This is a genomic window from Rhizobium sullae (assembly GCF_900169785.1).
In the GTDB taxonomy this organism is placed as follows: Bacteria; Pseudomonadota; Alphaproteobacteria; order Rhizobiales; family Rhizobiaceae; genus Rhizobium; species Rhizobium sullae.
The window spans coordinates 1-16804 of sequence record NZ_FWER01000086.1; the positions used below are offsets into that span (position 1 = coordinate 1).

16 protein-coding genes and 5 pseudogenes are annotated in these 16804 nt (G+C 57.0%); 17 read left to right on the forward strand and 4 right to left on the reverse strand.

Features of this window, described 5'->3' with window-relative positions; all coding sequences use genetic code 11:
• Positions 1-106 (forward strand): annotated as a pseudogene (locus BN1800_RS40960) (IS6 family transposase); the annotation flags it as partial.
• A gap of 123 nt (positions 107-229) precedes the next feature.
• On the opposite strand, the pseudogene tnpB reads toward BN1800_RS40960, so the two are convergent.
• The 3 genes and pseudogenes from tnpB to BN1800_RS36810 all read right to left on the reverse strand — a co-directional run.
• Positions 230-585 (reverse strand): annotated as a pseudogene (tnpB, locus tag BN1800_RS36800) (IS66 family insertion sequence element accessory protein TnpB).
• A complete protein-coding gene (gene tnpA / locus BN1800_RS36805; RefSeq protein WP_027513752.1) occupies positions 582-1052 on the reverse strand; it encodes an IS66-like element accessory protein TnpA in 471 nt (156 codons plus the stop codon). Before tnpA ends, tnpB begins: the two are co-directional and overlap by 4 nt.
• A gap of 409 nt (positions 1053-1461) precedes the next feature.
• Positions 1462-1710 (reverse strand): annotated as a pseudogene (locus BN1800_RS36810) (transposase); the annotation flags it as partial.
• Positions 1711-2085: 375 nt separating this feature from the next.
• On the opposite strand from BN1800_RS36810, the gene BN1800_RS36815 reads away from it, so the two are divergent.
• The 11 genes from BN1800_RS36815 to virB11 are packed head-to-tail and all read left to right on the forward strand — an operon-like array spanning position 2086 to position 11465.
• Positions 2086-2778: a type IV secretion system lytic transglycosylase VirB1 gene (locus BN1800_RS36815; RefSeq protein WP_027513751.1), complete on the forward strand. Its 693-nt coding sequence runs from the start codon at positions 2086-2088 to the stop codon at positions 2776-2778.
• 29 nt (positions 2779-2807) lie between these two features.
• The gene (gene virB2 / locus BN1800_RS36820; RefSeq protein ID WP_027513750.1) at positions 2808-3170 is read left to right on the forward strand and encodes a pilin major subunit VirB2; all 363 of its coding nucleotides are present in this window, start codon (positions 2808-2810) and stop codon (positions 3168-3170) included.
• Positions 3170-3496 (forward strand): type IV secretion system protein VirB3, encoded by a 327-nt coding sequence (locus BN1800_RS36825; RefSeq protein WP_027513749.1) that lies wholly within the window; start codon positions 3170-3172, stop codon positions 3494-3496. Before virB2 ends, BN1800_RS36825 begins: the two co-directional genes overlap by 1 nt.
• Positions 3496-5865, forward strand: a complete 2370-nt coding sequence (gene virB4 / locus BN1800_RS36830; protein ID WP_027513748.1) for a type IV secretion/conjugal transfer ATPase VirB4 — start codon at positions 3496-3498, stop codon at positions 5863-5865. Before BN1800_RS36825 ends, virB4 begins: the two co-directional genes overlap by 1 nt.
• Before the next feature lie 13 nt (positions 5866-5878).
• Positions 5879-6559 carry a TrbJ/VirB5 family protein gene (locus BN1800_RS36835; RefSeq protein ID WP_027513747.1) on the forward strand — a complete coding sequence of 227 codons (681 nt, stop codon included), beginning with the start codon at positions 5879-5881 and terminating at the stop codon, positions 6557-6559.
• Positions 6560-6610: 51 nt separating this feature from the next.
• Positions 6611-7501, forward strand: coding sequence for a type IV secretion system protein (locus BN1800_RS36840; protein ID WP_027513746.1), 891 nt, complete (start codon positions 6611-6613; stop codon positions 7499-7501).
• A gap of 33 nt (positions 7502-7534) precedes the next feature.
• Positions 7535-7702: a type IV secretion system lipoprotein VirB7 gene (locus BN1800_RS36845; RefSeq protein ID WP_084606758.1), complete on the forward strand. Its 168-nt coding sequence runs from the start codon at positions 7535-7537 to the stop codon at positions 7700-7702.
• Positions 7689-8402 (forward strand): type IV secretion system protein VirB8, encoded by a 714-nt coding sequence (locus BN1800_RS36850; RefSeq protein WP_027513745.1) that lies wholly within the window; start codon positions 7689-7691, stop codon positions 8400-8402. Before BN1800_RS36845 ends, BN1800_RS36850 begins: the two co-directional genes overlap by 14 nt.
• A complete protein-coding gene (virB9, locus tag BN1800_RS36855; protein WP_027513744.1) occupies positions 8399-9280 on the forward strand; it encodes a P-type conjugative transfer protein VirB9 in 882 nt (293 codons plus the stop codon). Before BN1800_RS36850 ends, virB9 begins: the two co-directional genes overlap by 4 nt.
• Positions 9277-10386 carry a type IV secretion system protein VirB10 gene (gene virB10 / locus BN1800_RS36860; RefSeq protein WP_027513743.1) on the forward strand — a complete coding sequence of 370 codons (1110 nt, stop codon included), beginning with the start codon at positions 9277-9279 and terminating at the stop codon, positions 10384-10386. The genes virB9 and virB10 overlap by 4 nt, the downstream gene beginning before the upstream one ends.
• 38 nt (positions 10387-10424) lie before the next feature.
• On the forward strand, positions 10425-11465 hold the full coding sequence (virB11, locus tag BN1800_RS36865; protein ID WP_027513742.1) for a P-type DNA transfer ATPase VirB11: 1041 nt from the start codon (positions 10425-10427) through the stop codon (positions 11463-11465).
• Positions 11466-12409: 944 nt separating this feature from the next.
• Here the strand turns inward: virB11 and BN1800_RS36870 are convergent.
• Positions 12410-14029, reverse strand: a pseudogene (locus tag BN1800_RS36870) (Tn3 family transposase); the annotation flags it as partial.
• A gap of 196 nt (positions 14030-14225) precedes the next feature.
• Between BN1800_RS36870 and istA the strand changes: the two are divergent.
• From istA to BN1800_RS44290, 5 genes and pseudogenes are all read left to right on the forward strand, one after another.
• Positions 14226-15779 carry an IS21 family transposase gene (istA, locus tag BN1800_RS36875; RefSeq protein WP_087005487.1) on the forward strand — a complete coding sequence of 518 codons (1554 nt, stop codon included), beginning with the start codon at positions 14226-14228 and terminating at the stop codon, positions 15777-15779.
• A gap of 69 nt (positions 15780-15848) precedes the next feature.
• A complete protein-coding gene (locus BN1800_RS43540) occupies positions 15849-16163 on the forward strand; it encodes an ATP-binding protein (RefSeq protein WP_425299097.1) in 315 nt (104 codons plus the stop codon).
• The gene (locus BN1800_RS43545; protein WP_280173995.1) at positions 16064-16378 is read left to right on the forward strand and encodes an ATP-binding protein; all 315 of its coding nucleotides are present in this window, start codon (positions 16064-16066) and stop codon (positions 16376-16378) included. The genes BN1800_RS43540 and BN1800_RS43545 overlap by 100 nt, the downstream gene beginning before the upstream one ends.
• Positions 16299-16508: pseudogene (locus BN1800_RS44285) on the forward strand (ATP-binding protein); the annotation flags it as partial. The gene BN1800_RS43545 and the pseudogene BN1800_RS44285, both read left to right, overlap by 80 nt.
• An 85-nt stretch (positions 16509-16593) precedes the next feature.
• Positions 16594-16804: ATP-binding protein (locus tag BN1800_RS44290; protein WP_425299096.1), on the forward strand; the 211-nt coding region annotated here is incomplete at its 3' end.

The window sequence follows — 16804 nt, forward strand, 5'->3', positions numbered from 1 at the left end:
AAATCTCTTCGTCCCCCCGCACCAGAAAAACTCAGCCCTCGCCATCCACATCCATCGGATCCGCGCGATGGCGCAGTGGAAAGCCGTGACCGGCGCAACCGCCTGACGTCTCACACAAGCGCCTTGTTCCGACCTTGATCAAACAACGTGACATCGCCAATGGGTGAGGTCGAAGCGGCATGAGAGACCCTACCACACAGGTCGGATTCTTCAAGCAAATACAATATGATCAGCCTGCTTTCGTCGGCCTTTTTACCGCGTTTCGCTTGACCCGTGTCCGTCAATGCCGGCCAGCAGAAGCGAGAACTCTTGGCTACTCATCTGCATCGCGCCATCGCGGACCGGCGGCCAAACGAACTTGCCCGCTTCCAACCACTTCGTCGCTAGGATCATGCCTGACCCGTCCCAGTAAATGCAGCGCAGGCGATCGCAACGCTTGGCGCGGAACACGAACACGTCACCGCAATAAGGATCAGCCGCAAGCGCTGACGCCACCAAGGCCACCAGGCCATTCATGCCGCGCCGGAAGTCGACAGGCTGCGTCGCCACCATGATCTTTACGCCATTCGGCGAAAGACCGATCACCGGCGACCTCGCAACGCCGCTACTACCGCTTGCGCCAACTCGGGCGCCACCGAACCGATCACGGTCAGGCGCGCGCCGGCAATCTCGATCTCAATTCGACCGGCGGCGACGTGGGCGACATCCGACGGCGAGCCCTGGTAATCCGTTCGATCGCCAACCACCGTCACCGGAACGAACACCGCCTGGTGTGCGCAGGCCTTGGCAGATCGACGAGAGGTCAACCCGGCTTCCCGACGCCAGACGTTCAGCAAACCGCGGTTGACGCCCCAGCGCCGGGCAAGAGCCGAGATGTTCACCTCGGGTTCGGCGCTCTCCGCAAGAATCCGCGCCTTCTCCTCGTCAGTCCAATTCCGCCGCTGCCGCCGACCGGTGATCACCTCGATCCGACGATATTTTCCCTCATGCCTGGCTTCATGCATGCCTTCATCCATGACTTCAAGCATGGCATCAGCGCGATCTCCAACCATCCCGTTCCGCTCCTATCGATGAAGGAGCTTATCTCGCCGCCTCAATCACAAAAGCAAAGGTGGGGTGTTCGTCGCGCTCACGTCGCACTTGCCGCTAAAATGGCCCGGATTGTCTGGGTTGTCCTGACCAAGCCTGGAGCGCTCTACGAACGCAGAGACCCTGCCTTCACCTGACGATCCAAACTCGATTGCAAGGCTCGGGAATAGTGATGACGAAACAGTGGATCAACATGCCGTAAGTCCTGCGCAAAAAAGCGGCTTCGTGCCCGAACCATTTATTGGGAACGGCGTGTGCGGATCTCATCATGGCCTGGCTGCAACCGCAGCCCACTCGCGAGAGGCCGGATACATTTATGCAACTGGATTCGTCATTTACGATGTCGCGTATCCTTGCACGGACGAGGCAGACCATAGCGGCATTGTCGAGCATGGCATAAGCCAGAAGCCGCTTTAGCTTCGTGTTCTCGTCCTCCAGCGTCTTCAGCCGCTTGGCCTCGGACACCTCCATGCCGCCAAACTTGGCTTTCCATTTATAGATGCTGGCATCGCTGACACCGTGCTTGCGGCAAAGCTCCGAGACCGGCGTGCCGTTCGCAGGCTCGCCGTGCTCCTTCAGAATGCCGATGATCTGTTCGTCCGTGAAACGGTTGCGCTTCATTCTCTGGTCCTCTCAATGGGCCAGAGCTTACTTCAAAATGCATTATTTCAACGGGGCAAGGTCACGATGCTACAGACAAGCCGCTGTTTGTTCGACTCTTGGGTCGATATTCACAGAAGCACCCTCCAGCATCGGCCTTTCATTCCATCGCTTTAAACAAGGTAGATTGGTTCTTCCACTTGTGCAGCAAACCACCTACGTCACGGCACTTGCATCGACTCGTCTAGTGCTCGCGGAACGCGCTAAAACCGTATTTGCTTCAAATGAAACCAAAAGATCGAATTGCAACATCCTAGAGTAACAGACCTCCGGCAAAACGGCGACCTATAGATGACGCTAACTCTTTCTGGCAGCCGCAACTGAGGTGATAGGGAAATGTTACACGCAGCTTGGCCATTGGCCCTCGTGATGGTGACCTCGACGTGCCCTTCAACCGAGGCCGCTCCATTCTCCTTTCGAGAGTTCGAGCGCCTCGCTCGCAAGTGTGCTCCGCGGGTTAATCCGTCAACGCTTGCCGCAATTGCCAAGGTTGAAAGCGGCTTTGATCCGCTTGCGGCACATGACAATACAACCGGTGAAACCCTTCACTGGGATGATCAAACGCAAGCGCACCAGAGCGTCAAGAACCGCGTCGAAGCAAAACATTCAGTCGACGTTGGGCTTATGCAGATCAACAGTAAAAACTTTTCCGTCCTCAATCTCACGATCGAAAAGGCCTTTCAGCCCTGCATTTCACTTGCGGCTGCGGCGCACTTGCTAGAAAGCCGCTATGCCGGCGGCGGCACTGCCGCGGCAAAGCAACTGGCCCTTCGCCAGGCAATCTCGGCCTACAACACGGGTGACTTAACGCGCGGGTTTGCAAACGGTTATGTGCGGAAGGTTGAGGCGGCCGCTCGAGAGATCGTGCCACCGCTGGTCGAACCAGCGGAAGAGGCCGAGGAAAAGCCGATCTCGGAAGAAAAATGGGATGTCTGGGGTTCGTATGAGCGAGACCGTTCGGCACACGACACATCAGGCCTTCCAGCACTCCAGAGGTCTAGAGACCCTGAATCCTCGAACAAGAAATAACCTGTATTAGATTGAATGGAGATACAATAATGGCGTCATCTAACCGATATCGTTCGCGTTTTAATACTTTTACTCTCCGGGAAGCTATGTTGCGCATGGCGGCTAACTATGCGCCAGCTGCTGGCGGCGCGGCGGCTTGGAGCCTTGTCTGCTCCTGGCCAGCGATGGCGCAAGTGACATCGGGGACCGACCCTACCCAAATGGTGCAGCGTATCTGCCAATTCATCCTTGGTCCCTTCGGACAGTCTCTGGCTGTGCTCGGCATTGTCGCCATCGGCATATCATGGATGTTCGGCCGTGCTTCACTCGGTCTCGTTGCCGGTGTCATCGGGGGGATCGTCATCATGTTTGGGGCCAGCTTCCTTGGTAGAACCCTCATAGGGGGGGGCTGATGAGCGATCGACTGGAAGAGAGTATTCTCTACGTGGCGGCGACACGCCCTGCATTATTCCTAGGCGTGCCGCTGAACTTGGCGGGATTGCTCATGATGTTAGCCGGCCTAATCATCGTCGTCGTCCAAAACCCTCTGTACGAAATTATTCTTGTGCCACTGTGGTTCGGATCACGGATTGTTGTCGAGCGCGACTATAACGCCGCGAGTGTAGCGTTACTCTATCTCCAGACCGCTGGAAGAAGCGTGGATGCGCCGTTCTGGGGCGGGGCAAGCGTCAGCCCCAACCCTGTCAAAGTGCCGAGACGAGGAAGAGGAATGGTTTAATGTTCGGGACAAGTGGCAGGACCGAGAGGTCTGGTGAGATATATCTACCATATGTTGGCCACCTCAGCGACCAGGTTGTCCTTCTCGAAGACGGCTCAGTCATGGCCATGGCACATGTCAGGGGTTTGCCCTTCGAACTGGAAGACGTTGCCATCCGCAATGCACGCTGCCGAGCGTTTAACACGCTCTTACGCAACATTGCCGATGATAATGTATCAATATGTGCTCATCTTGTGCGACATAACGATGTGCCGTCGCCCCCGGCACGGCACTTCCATAGCGCGTTTGCTGGTAGTCTGAGCGAAGCTTATGAGCGGCGCGTGCTGTCCGGAAAACTCTTTCGCAACGACCATTTCCTCACCTTGGTCGTGTTTCCCCGCACTGCGGTCGGCAAACTCACGGGCCGGTTCATCAAGCGCAACAATAGAAACGAGAACGATCTAGCAAATCAAACGCGGAACCTGGAAGATCTGTGGCACGTCACTGGTGCCGCCCTCGATGCCTATGGTCTCCGCCGGCTCGGTATCCGCGAGAAGGATGGCGTGATTTTCTCAGAAATCGCGGAGGCGCTCCGACTGATAATGACCTGCCGTGTTACCCCGGTTCCAGTGGTTAGCGGCTCACTGGGAGCTTCGATTTATACCGACCGAGTAATCTGCGGCAAGCGGGCACTAGAGATTCGAACCCCCGCAGATAGCTACGTTGGCTCAATGTTTTCATTTCGAGAATATCCGGCAAAGACGCGGCCAGGCATGCTCAATCCGCTATTGTCCGCGAATTTCCCGCTTGTGTTGAGCCAGAGTTTCTCCTTCCTCACGCGTTCACAGGCTCATGCCAAACTCAGTCTCAAGTCCAGTCAAATGACGAGTTCCGGTGACAAGGCCGTCACCCAGATCAATGAACTCGCCGAGGCAGAGGACGCATTGGCAAGCAGCGAATTCGTAATGGGCTCGCATCATTTAAGCCTGTGCGTCTATGCCGATGATCTCAATAGCCTTGCCGACCGCGCAGCAAGCGCACGCACGCGATTGACGGATGCGGGCGCCGTTATCGTCCAAGAGGGTATTGGTATGGAGGCGGCTTATTGGGCGCAACTTCCGGGGAACACCAAGTGGCGCACGCGACCCGGGGCGATCACCTCACGCAATTTCGCGGGTCTTGTCTCATTCGAGAATTTCCCAAGCGGCACCGATTCGGGCCACTGGGGCAATGCGGTTGCGCGCTTCCGCACCAACGGTGGAACTCCTTTCGATTACCTCCCTCACGAGAATGACGTGGGTATGACCGCAATATTCGGACCCGTCGGAAAAGGCAAAACAACGCTCATGGCCTTTGTCCTTGCGATGCTCGAGCAGAGCATGGTTGGACGCAATGGTGCGATTGTTTTCTTTGACAAGGACCGCGGTGGTGAACTGCTGGTACGTGCCACGGGAGGCACGTATCTGGCGCTACGGAGAGGCGTTCCAAGCGGCTTGGCGCCTCTCCGAGGCTTGGACGATACATCGGCCTCCCGGGACTTTCTGCGCGAGTGGGTGACGGCCCTGATCGAGAGCGACGGACGCGGAGCTATTTCGCCAGAAGAGAACCGCCGCCTCGAACGCGCTATCGTTCGGCAGCTTTCATTTGAGCCCAGTATGCGTTCACTCGCGGGCCTACGCGAATTCCTGTTGCACAACCCATCCGAGGGCGCAGGAGCGCGACTGCAGCGGTGGTGCAGAGGAAACGCGCTCGGTTGGGCCTTCGATGGCGAGGCGGATGAAGTAAGGCTGGATGCCTCCATTACCGGCTTCGACATGACACAGCTCCTGGAATACGAAGAGGTCTGTGCGCCGGCCGCTGCATATCTCCTGCATCGAGTGGGGGCTGTCGTGGATGGCCGACGCTTTGTGATGAGCTGCGATGAGTTTCGGTTTTATCTATTAAACCCCCAATTCGCTGCAGTGATCGACAAGTTCTTGCTTACTGTTCGCAAGAATAACGGCATGCTGATACTCGCAACACAGCAGCCTGAGCATGTTCTTGAATCGCCGCTTGGAGCCAGTCTCGTTGCACAATGTATGACGAAAATCTTCTACCCATCACCGACAGCGGACCGATCAGCCTATATCGGCGGCTTAAAGTGCACTGAAGGAGAATTTCAGGCTATCCGCGAGCAGATGGCAATCGGCAGCCGCAAATTTCTGCTTAAGCGCGAGAGCGGAAGCGTTATCTGCGAATTCGATCTCGGCGAGATGCGCGAATATGTCGCCGTACTGTCGGGGCGGGCCAACACGGTGCGCTTTGCCGATCAGCTCCGCGACAAATACGGGGATGCTCCTGGCGCGTGGGTAGACGAGTTCATGGCCGGTTACCAAGAAGTTCAAGATTGATGGAGGAAGTTTCATGAAATTCACCCAACTGACAGTAACGACGCTTGCCGCTTGCCTTATAATGCAGGCGCCGGCCCGTGCGCAGTTCCTCGTCACCGACCCCGGAACAATAGCTCAGACGACGATCACTGCTGCCAACACCACCGCGAACCTTGCAAAGACAATCGAGATTGTCACCCAGACGGTCGCGATGGTGGATATCTTCAGGTCGGTCTTCTCCGTCACCGAGGTGTTGAGCCAACTCAACCAGGGGAATAATTACCCCTCCACGAATAACCTAAGAGAGCAGATGTTTGACAGTAAGACACCAGCCTCGGCCACAGCAAACTCGATCGTCCGGGATTCCGACCGTTATATCGATGGCAAGGACAAGGACGCACATGCAGAGTTGCTCCGTGAGCAGATCGCCGGTGCTGCTAATACCGCGAGTATTGCAGCCGCCAATCTGGAGTTGATGGACAAGCGCCTTCGGGAAAACGGCAAAACGCTGGGTCAGTTGTCGAGTTCAAAAAACATTATGGCGGCTACCGTCACAAACGGCTTGCTTCTTAAACAGATCCACGACGCAATCATCCAGAATAGCCAGGCTACGAGTCTGCTGACGATGGCCACTGCACAAGCCGGTCTCCACGCCGCAGAGGAGGCCGCAGCCCAGCGACGAGAACGCAAACAAACCGCGGCCCTCTTCAGGTAAGAGTTCAACTCCGCCCAACTGCGGTGGAACGAGCCAAATCAGGTTGGAGCGATGAAAGATTTCTCAATTTCTGCGCCGTTTACGGCTATACATACGTCCTTCGATGTTGCCTTTACAATCGCACTGGGGTCAGTGCTCGACAAGATCCAGAGCGCAATCAATGCGCCTCTGGTGGCGTGCGTCACGCTTTGGATCATAGTCCAGGGCATTCTGGTGATGCGCGGCGAAATCGATGCTCGTGGTGGGATCATGAAGATCATCAAAGTGTCGATCGTTGTCTCCCTTGTCTTGGGGCAGGACAACTATCGTGATTACGTATTCTCATTCTTTAAGAATACAATCCCGGGCTTCGTTGAGAAGGTCAGCGGCAGTGAAATTCCACTGTTTAGTATTCCCCAAAAGCTTGACTTCATGTTTGCTTTAAGCCAGGCCTCCTTTCAGGAGATTGCGTCCGAAATCGGACCAATGAATAGCCAAGACATTCTCGCCTTTGAAGGCGCACAGTGGGTTTTCTACGGTGCGCTTTGGGCAGCGTTTGAGATCTATGACGCCTGTGGGATTCTCACTAAGGTACTCTTAGCGATCGGTCCGCTGATCCTGGTAGGCTATCTCTTTGATTACACCCGCGACATGGCTTCCAAATGGGTCGGCCAGCTCCTCTCTTACGGGCTGCTGCTTCTCCTGTTGAACATCGTGGCGACTATAGTCATCACGACGGAAATAGCGGCTCTCAAATTCATGCTGCTTGTGATCAAATTGGCGAACACGACGGCAGCCAAGATTATCGGGCTCTACGAAATCGACATGCTCTTTCTAGCTGGTGACGCCCTGATTGTCGCGCTTCCGGTGATCGCCGGCAATATTGCAGGTGCCCATTGGTCAGGCTCAAATAAATCTGTCAGCAGCCTTAACCGCCAATTGGCCCAAGTTGCGCGCCGTTAAACGCAATGATAACGAAACTAGTAGGTTGACTGCATGAAGTATTGTTCTCTAATTTTATTCCTCGCCTTGGCCGCTTGCAAGACAAGTGATACACTGGCGACCTGCAAGGGTGATGCGTTTCAGCTGAATGTGGAGCGATGGCAACCCACGACGTCGGATCTTCAGTTCGAATGTGCGGGAGAGCCTAATGAAGGGCGCTGAACATGCTCTCCTGGTACAGCGAGAAGCGCTTTCCGCGCATTATAGGGAAGTAGAGGCCTTCCAAACGTCACGTGCGAAGTCGGCGCGACGCCTTTCCAAGATTTTGGTGGTCATTGCGGCGGCCGCAGTTCTTGGAAATATCGCGCAAGCCTTCACTATCGCCACTATGGTTCCGCTGGCCAAGCTGGTGCCTGTGTATCTCTGGGTACGAGCGGATGGGACCGTTGACAGCGAAGTATCCACGTCTCGACTGCCCGCAACGCAGGAGCAGGCCGTTATCAACGCTTCACTCTGGCAATATGTCCGTCTGCGCGAGGGCTATACAGCGGACACAGCTCAATACGCCTATGATCTCGTATCGAGTTTCAGCGCACCATCTGTGCGCCAGGAATATCAGCAATTCTTCAATTACCCTAATCCCACGTCGCCACAGGTTACAATCGGTAAGGGGGGGAAACTAGATGTCGAGCACATCTCCTCAAATGATATTACGCCGGGCGTCCAGCAGATTCGTCACAGACGAACGCTCATCATGGATGGCCAGAGGCCGGTCGTGAGTACTTGGACTGCAACCGTCCGTTATGAAAAGGTGGAAAGCCTGTCAGGTGAATCGAGACTGTCCAATCCAGGGGGGTTGACTGTTACCTCCTACCAGGTCTCGGAAGACACCGTATCAAATGAGGGCCATAGCGAGCCATGACAACAAGGACCTTTCTCACAATAATCGGTTTGCTTTCCTTAGCGATAGGCGCGCATGCGGAAGACACCCCTGCAGCCGGCAAACTAGATTCGCGCATGCGCTATCTGGCCTACAATCCCGACCAAGTGGTCCGACTGTCGACCGCTGTCGGGGCCACTTTAGTTGTTACATTCGGTGGCAACGAGACCGTAACGGCTGTCGCCGTTTCTAATAGCAAAGATCTGGCAGCCCTTCCGCGCGGCCACTATCTCTTTTTCAAGGCAAGCCAAGCCCTTCCGCCGCAGCCGGTCGTCGTGCTGACCGCGAGCGAGGTAGGTACCCGACGATATGTCTTCAGTATCTCCACCAAGACCATGTCTCGGCTCAACAAAGAGCAGCCGGATCTCTATTACAGTGTACAGTTCATCTATCCTGCCGACGAAGCTGCTGCTCGGCAAAAGGAAGTAGAAAGGTTATCGATCGGCGATCGGCTCCGAGCGAAAGCGCAGTATCAACAGAGGGCTCAAGATTTGCTGGATCAGCCGGCCGGAATCGCCGATCCCGGAACCAACAATTTTAATTACGTCGCACAGGGCGACCGTTCGCTCACGCCATTGGAGGTTTTTGATAACGGAGTCAGTACTGTATTCCGTTTTCCAGGTAATGTGCGCATTCCCTCCATCTACATGATCAATCCGGACGGCAAGGAAGCCTCCGCCAACTATTCGGTCAAAGGAGACTATGTCGAGGTTTCCGCAGTTGCCCGTGAATGGCGTCTGAGAGATGGCCGTACAGTATTAGGCATTTGGAATAGCGCATACGATCCCATTGGACGAAAGCCGGGCACCGGTACAGTGAGACATGATGTGTGGCGCGTTCTGAAGGAGGCAGGTCGATGAACGACGCCAATCCACAAACCGGGCATGACATAGATGCAGCCGGATCCCTGGTCTCTGAGCCAACTCGCCGGCGCCTTTCGAGACCGCAGAAGTTGATAATTGCAAGCGTTATTTTGGCATCATCACTATCCCTAATCTGGGTTAGCGGACTTTCAAAGAAAGAAGTGGAATCCCCTGCGACGCCTCGAACAACAGTTCTCACCAACACCGAGCCTTTTCGTCCGGCACCGATTGAGGTTGCGCCTGATCGTTCAACACCCCCGCCGGCTGAACAGCCGTCAGTTCCCCCGCCAGCAGAGAGCTCCTCGGAAGCAAATGATCCGCAGGCCGAGCAATCGCCTATTTTTGCCTATGAAAGCGGTGAGCAACCCCGCGAAGACAAAGAGGATTCCACCTCGGAAAAGTATGCCTCGATGCTCGCGGACGAAGCTTCAGTCGATAATGACCTATCACAGCGGATGAAAGTAGGTGTGCAGGAGCCAAGCCGCGCCACACTCTTGCCGCACCCTGACTTCATGGTTACGCAAGGAACGATCATTCCCTGCATTTTACAAACAGCGATCGATACAAGTTTGCCCGGCTATGTAAAGTGCATCCTACCTCAAGACGTCCGTGGGACAACGAACAACGTTGTGCTTCTAGATCGCGGGACAACTGTCATTGGCGAAATTCAGCGTGGCCTGCAACAAGGGGACGCGCGCGTTTTTGTGATCTGGAATCGCGCCGAAACACCGCATCATGCCATGGTCTCGCTCGCGTCACCAGGCGCTGACGAGCTAGGGCGCTCAGGTATGCCTGGCACGGTGGACAATCACTTCTGGCAACGTTTCGGAGGGGCAATGCTCATGAGCGTCGTCCAAGGTGCGTTCCAGACCGCCAGTCAATACACCGAAAACTCTGGCGGGCCTAACCTCAACAGCTTTCAAAGCAATGGGGCACAAGCCGCCGACACGGCGCTTAAAGCAACCATCAACATTCCGCCAACCCTGCGAAAGAATCAGGGGGACGCAGTATCAATATTCGTGGCCCGGGATCTTGATTTCTCAGATATATACGAGCTTCGCACGACCGCTGCGACAACGAGAGCGAGAAATCGACGGCCCTAACTCAAGCAGTCCAACGACAACGAAGATCGGAGATCTCAATGCAAACCGCGGCAGATCCTCAATTGCGTTTGCTCCTCAAGCCGGTTTTAAAATGGCTTGAGGACCCAAAGACCGAAGAGGTCGCGATTAATAGACCAGGAGAGGCTTTCGTCCGGCAGGCCGGCGCGTTTACTAAACATCCTTTACCTCTGACCTATGATGATCTCGAAGATATCGCGATCTTGGCGGGAGCGTTACGAAAGCAGGATGTTGGACCACGTAGCCCTCTCTGCGCCACCGAGTTACCAAATGGAGAGCGGCTGCAGATCTGTTTACCACCAGCGGTGCCGTCAGGCACCGTCAGCCTGACGATCCGGCGCCCATCCTCACGTGTTTCGGAACTTAAAGATGTGTCATCTCGCTATGACGCTCCGCGCTGGAACCAATGGCAGTCCCGCAATCAGCGCCAAACTCAACAGGATAAAAGGATCCTTGAGTACTATGACCACGGTGATCTGGAAGAATTCCTGCATGCATGTGTGACTGGGCGGCTGACAATGCTGCTTTGCGGACACACGGGTAGCGGCAAGACGACGATGAGCAAGACTTTGACCAACGCCATTCCGCCTCAGGAACGACTGATCACTATCGAAGACACGCTCGAACTCGTAATTCCGCACGAGAATCACGTTCGCCTACTATATTCGAAAGACGGAGCAGGTTTGGGTGCGGTCACGGCGGAGCAGCTTCTACAGGCCAGCCTGCGCATGCGGCCGGATCGAATACTGCTCGGTGAGATACGCGACGATGCCGCATGGGCCTATCTCAGCGAAGTCGTTTCTGGCCATCCAGGATCAATCTCCACTATTCACGGCGCCGATCCGGTCGAGGGTTTCAAAAAGCTCTTTTCGCTCATCAAGAGCAGTCCACGGGGAGCTGCCGTGGAAGATCGCACGCTGATTGATATGCTATCTGCCGCTGTCGATGTGATCGTGCCGTTCCGCACCTTCGGTGATGTATATGAGGTAGGCGAGATATGGCTCGCGGCCGACGCGCGCCGACGGGGGGAGACGGTGGCTGATCTTCTCAACCTGCATTAGGCTTATTCCAGCGGCCCCCGACCGCGTCCTTCGCAGTGCTAATTTCTCAAGAGGTCGTCGAGCGGGAGCTACTCGTCGCTGAGGTTGCTGTGGGCGATGTGGCCATCGGAGCCGCTCGGTATCGAAGATTATGTGGTGCCGGGAAGCCCCCGACGCGGATGCACGATGATGCTGGCAGCGAGCATCTCAGGTTCTATGAGCGATTACCCCAACATCAGCGGTCATCCGTAACCGGTGTCCCGCCCCCACCTTGTCCCGGCCGTCCTAATCTGTGATCAGCTTTCGATTCGCGCCGAGCCCTACCGGGCTAGTAGGGCGGGCAAGCAACCGCTCCATGTTCGTACTCGCTTTTAAGGATGGCTGCCACCGTTCCATGCTGCCGCGTCCAGTCCCGGTGAACGATCGAATCTCATCTTCAATTACCGAAGGCGCCGTGAACACCATATCCTTTAGCGGTGGTGCAAAGTCTCTGCAGCACTTCAAATGTAATGCAATATCGATTTACAGATCGAGCTTCGATAGTAGCCTCGCCAAGTGTTGGAATCAATCCACTCTCATGTTCGCCATTTCAAGTCGCAGGAATAGAAAATCCTTCGCCCGATCGTTCGGGCGTCGCGTTTCGTGTGAATGCATCCTGGGGAAAGCAGGAGGCACGGTCAAATAAACGACGGTTGATCATGCTCTGATACGCGGGTTGGTTACCGCCGGACCTGATGCGTCGCGGAGCGTCCTCGGTCTAGAAGCCAGCGTCGGAGTAAATCCGGCTGATAGTGGTAGCGAGGGTTCTCCTGCCGTGACCGTGCCCCCAGCCTTGCCCAGGCGCACGTGGATTGTGATCGGGTTATGTCCTCCTCGATGAGTTAGAATCGAGCGACGTTCAACGTGTTGGGGTCAGGACAAGAGCAGTTCAAAATCCTGCCCTAAGATCGAACGGACGATGAACATCATGCCGCCCGGAGAAGACGGCCAGGAAGTCGCAATGGTCTGAAGCCTTCGGGCATTTGCTGCTCGGCATCCCAGGAATAGATGCCGGTGAGGTTTATGTGCTCCCAGCTGAGCGGCGAGACGTGCTTGAGTAGTTCGTCGGCAATGTTCCTGCCGTGCTGGCGCAGATGCGCCGTGGCACGGCTGAGATAGACGGTGTTCCAATGCACGATGGCGCTGACGACGAGGTTGAGGCCGGAGGCGCGGAATGCCTGACTGTCAAAGGAGCGATCACGGATTTTCACCGCGCTCGTGGAAAAACACGGCGCGCTTGAGCTTATGGGCCGCTTCGCCCTTGTTGAGGCCTGCCTGGCATCGCCGGCGCAATGCCGGGCTCGAATACCACTCGATCATGAACAGGGTTCGCTCGATGCGGCCGAGTTCGCGGAGCGCTTTGGCCAAGTCGCTGGATTTCGATGAGGCAGACAACCTTTTAAGGATCGTTGAGGGAGAGACAGTGCGCGTCGTGATTGACGCGGCCAGGCGCAATAGATCGTCCCAGTGCTCCAGAATGAGAGCAGTGTTGATCGGTGCACCGATGTGGCTTGCCATCGCCGGATAGGCATCGGCCTTCTCGAAGGCGTGGAATTTCCGGTCCTTGATGTTGCGCAGCCGGGGCGCGAAGCGCTTGCCGATCAGGGCGAACAGCGCAAAGGCATGATCGCTGGCGCCACCGGTATCGGTAAACAGCTCCTCGATCTCCAGGATCGTGTCGTGGTCGAACAGGCCGTCGAGAACATAGACGGCCTCGCTCTCGGTCGGCTGATCGGCAGAATGCTGAAGTAGCCGTATTGATCGGAAAGCCCGCTGTAGAATTTCGTCCCCGGCTCGCTGCCATAGTGCAGGTTGATGTCGCTGCGCTTGGCAGCGCGGTCGCTGGCCCGGAAGAACTGCCCGTCCGATGACGCTGTCGTCCCGTCTCCCCAGAGTTGGGAATGGGGATGGCGCGTATGAGCGTCGGTCACGCTGGCCTGCGCAGCGCGATAGGTTTCGGAGCGGGCGTGGAAGCTGCGCATCCAGCCGATTTGATGGGCGCTGATGCCTTTCGAGGCCCCTGCCATGCGTTTCGGGCCGAGATTCGTGGCATCTGCGAGCACGCCGGCCAGCATGGCGGATATGTTCTGCGGCGCATCTCCCGTCCGGACATGGGTGAACTGATCGGCGAATCCGGTCCATTCATGCACCTCCCGGAGCAGATCAGGGACTTCGACGAGTGGATACATTTCGCTGATTTCGGCATTGAGAGCTTCAGCCGCGGCGGGAACGTCGCTTACCCGGGGCGTCACGATCAGCGTTCCGTTCTCCATCCTCACGCCCTCGAGCTTTCCGTAGCGGGCGCGCCAGGCCAGCCGCTTCAGGTTGAAGTCCATCATCTGCCGGATTTCGGCCAGCCAAGCCGCACCGTCGCCCGGCACGCCGAGACCCAGTTTGTCTTCTTCCTTGAGTGCAACGAAGGTCGGCTTCGGCATCAGATGTTCATCGATCGGCCGGAATGAACGGCTGCCCTCGACCCAGATGTCGCCCGAACGCAGCCGATCGCGCAACAAAGCGAGCGTCGCGATCTCATAAAGCCGCCGATTGCGGGTTTCGGTAATTCGCGGACAGGGGTTCCATTGAATCCCGGACAGCGATTTCACTAAATCCGGGACAGCATTTCCGCTAATTCGCGGACAGCGATTCCGGTAAATCCCGGACAGTCTTTCGGCGATTAAAACATCGACTTTCGCGCGCGTCGTTTTGCCATTCTGAGCCTCGATTTGAACGAGGGGCTGATGAATGGCGAGACGGAAGCAGGCGAGGCTTACGAGTGTGAAGGACATTCGATCGATATTGCGGCTGACGCACGAACAGGGGCTTTCGGTTCGTGCGATATCGGAACGGCTGAAGATCAGCAAAACGACCATTTCGACCTATCTGTTGCGGGCGCGTGAGGCCGGGCTGACGGGCTGGCCGTTGCCGCCTGGGCTTGACGAGGACGCTGTTTTGCAGCGCCGCCTGTTCCATCGTCGCGGCCGCCCGCCCCAGGACATGCACGAGCCCGACTGGGGCAAGATCGCCAGTGAACTGAAGCGAAAGGGCGTGACGCTGACGCTGTTGTGGCAGGAATATCGCGAGCGGCACCCCAACGGTTACGGATACACCTGGTTCTGCGAGCGTTTCGCCGCTTTCGAACAGCGCGCCAGCGCCACCTTCCGCAATCGCCACACTGCCGGCGCGGCGATGCAGACCGACTACGCCGGCCACACCGTCCCGGTGATCGATCCGGCGACGGGCGAGATCCGGTCGGCGCAGATCTTCGTCGCGGTTCTGCCGGCCTCCTTGTACACCTTCGCCTATGCAAGCTTCACTCAACGGCTGCCGGACTGGATCGAGGGTCAGCAACGGGCGCTGAGCTTCTTCGGTGGCGTGACGAAAGCGATCGTCTGCGACAACCTCAAGGCCGGTGTTGCCAAGCCCTTGTGGTTTGAGCCGACCATCAACGCCACTTTTGCAGCATTCGCCGAGCATTACGACACGACGATCCTGCCGACCCGTCCAAAACGGCCGAAGGACAAGGCAAAGGTCGAAGGCAGCGTTCTCATCGTTGAGCGCTGGATCCTGGCGCGGCTGAGAAACGACCGCTTCTTCAGCCTCGTCGATCTCAACGTGCGGATCAGCCAGCTTCTCAACGATCTCAATAACCGGTCGATGCGACGGGTTGGCAAATCCCGACGTCAGCTCTTCGAGGAGATCGAACGCGAAGCGCTTGCACCCTTGCCGGCAACCGCATTCGAATATTCCGAATGGAAATCGGCAAAGGTTCATCCCGACTACCATGTCGAAGTCGACAAGGCTTTCTATTCCGTGCCGCACCGCCTGATCGGCCGCCAGGTCGATGTCCGGCTCACAAGCCGGATCGTCGAGATCTTCCATGATCACCAACGCGTCGCCAGCCACCGCCGGACGTCGCAGCGGGCTGGTCATGTCACCGTCAACGAGCACATGCCGAAGACACATCAGCACTATGCCAACACGACGCCGGCGAGCCTCATCAAGCAGGCTGCAAAGATTGGCCGCAACGCTGCAATCCTGATCGAGCGGCTGATGCGCGACAGGCCCCATCCCCAGCAGGGATACCGCGCCGCTCAAGGCGTTCTATCGCTCGCGCGCCGGTACGTGCCTGAGCGTCTTGAAGCCGCGTGCGCTCGGGCACTGACCATCAATGCGCTCAGCTATTCCTCCGTCAGCACCATCCTCAAATCCGGCCTCGATCAGGCGCCGCCTGTCGCCGAGCCGGTCAAGCCAGCCCCGGCGCATGGCAACATCCGCGGCAGCTCCTATTACCAGTGAAGAAAGGAAGACACTCACATGCTCACACATCCAACCCTCGACCAGATGCACGCACTCGGTCTATCCGGCATGGCGGCAGCTTATCGCGAACTGGCCAATCAAACTGAGGGCAGCGATCTCAACCGCGATGAATGGCTGGGTCTGATGCTCGACCGGGAGATGGCCGTGCGCGGCGACAAGCGCCTGACCAACCGGCTTGCAAGCGCCAAACTGCGCTTCCCCGACGCTTGCATCGAGAATATCGACTTCGCCGCCCAGCGCNCAACCGGCTTGCAAGCGCCAAACTGCGCTTCCCCGACGCTTGCATCGAGAATATCGACTTCGCCGCCCAGCGCGGCCTCGATCGCCGACAGCTTCTCTCGCTGGCCCAAGGCGAATGGTTGAAAGCTCATGAGCACCTGATCCTGACCGGTCAAACGGGAACGGGCAAAACCTGGCTTGCCTGCGCCATCGGACGGCAGGCNGACCAACCGGCTTGCAAGCGCCAAACTGCGCTTCCCCGACGCTTGCATCGAGAATATCGACTTCGCCGCCCAGCGCGGCTTCGATCGCCGACAGCTTCTCTCGCTGGCCCAAGGCGAATGGTTGAAAGCCCATGAGCACCTGATCCTGACCGGTCAAACGGGAACGGGCAAAACCTGGCTTGCCTGCGCCATCGGACGGCAGGCGGCCCGCCTCGATTATTCCGTTCTCTACGTCCGCATGCCTCGTCTCTTCGAGGATTTGGCGCTGGCACGCCTCGACGGTCGGTTTCCCCGATTGCTCGACAAACTGGCGCGCGTCCAATTGCTCATCCTCGACGATTGGGGAACCCATGCGCTCAGCGATCAGCAGCGGCTCGATCTCCTGGAAATCTTCGAAGAGCGCTANCATCCTCGACGATTGGGGAACCCATGCGCTCAGCGATCAGCAGCGGCTCGATCTCCTGGAAATCTTCGAAGAGCGCTACTGCAGGAAATCCACTCTGATCACCGCCCAACTGCCCGTGGCCCAGTGGCACGAGATGATCGGGGAACCGACGATCG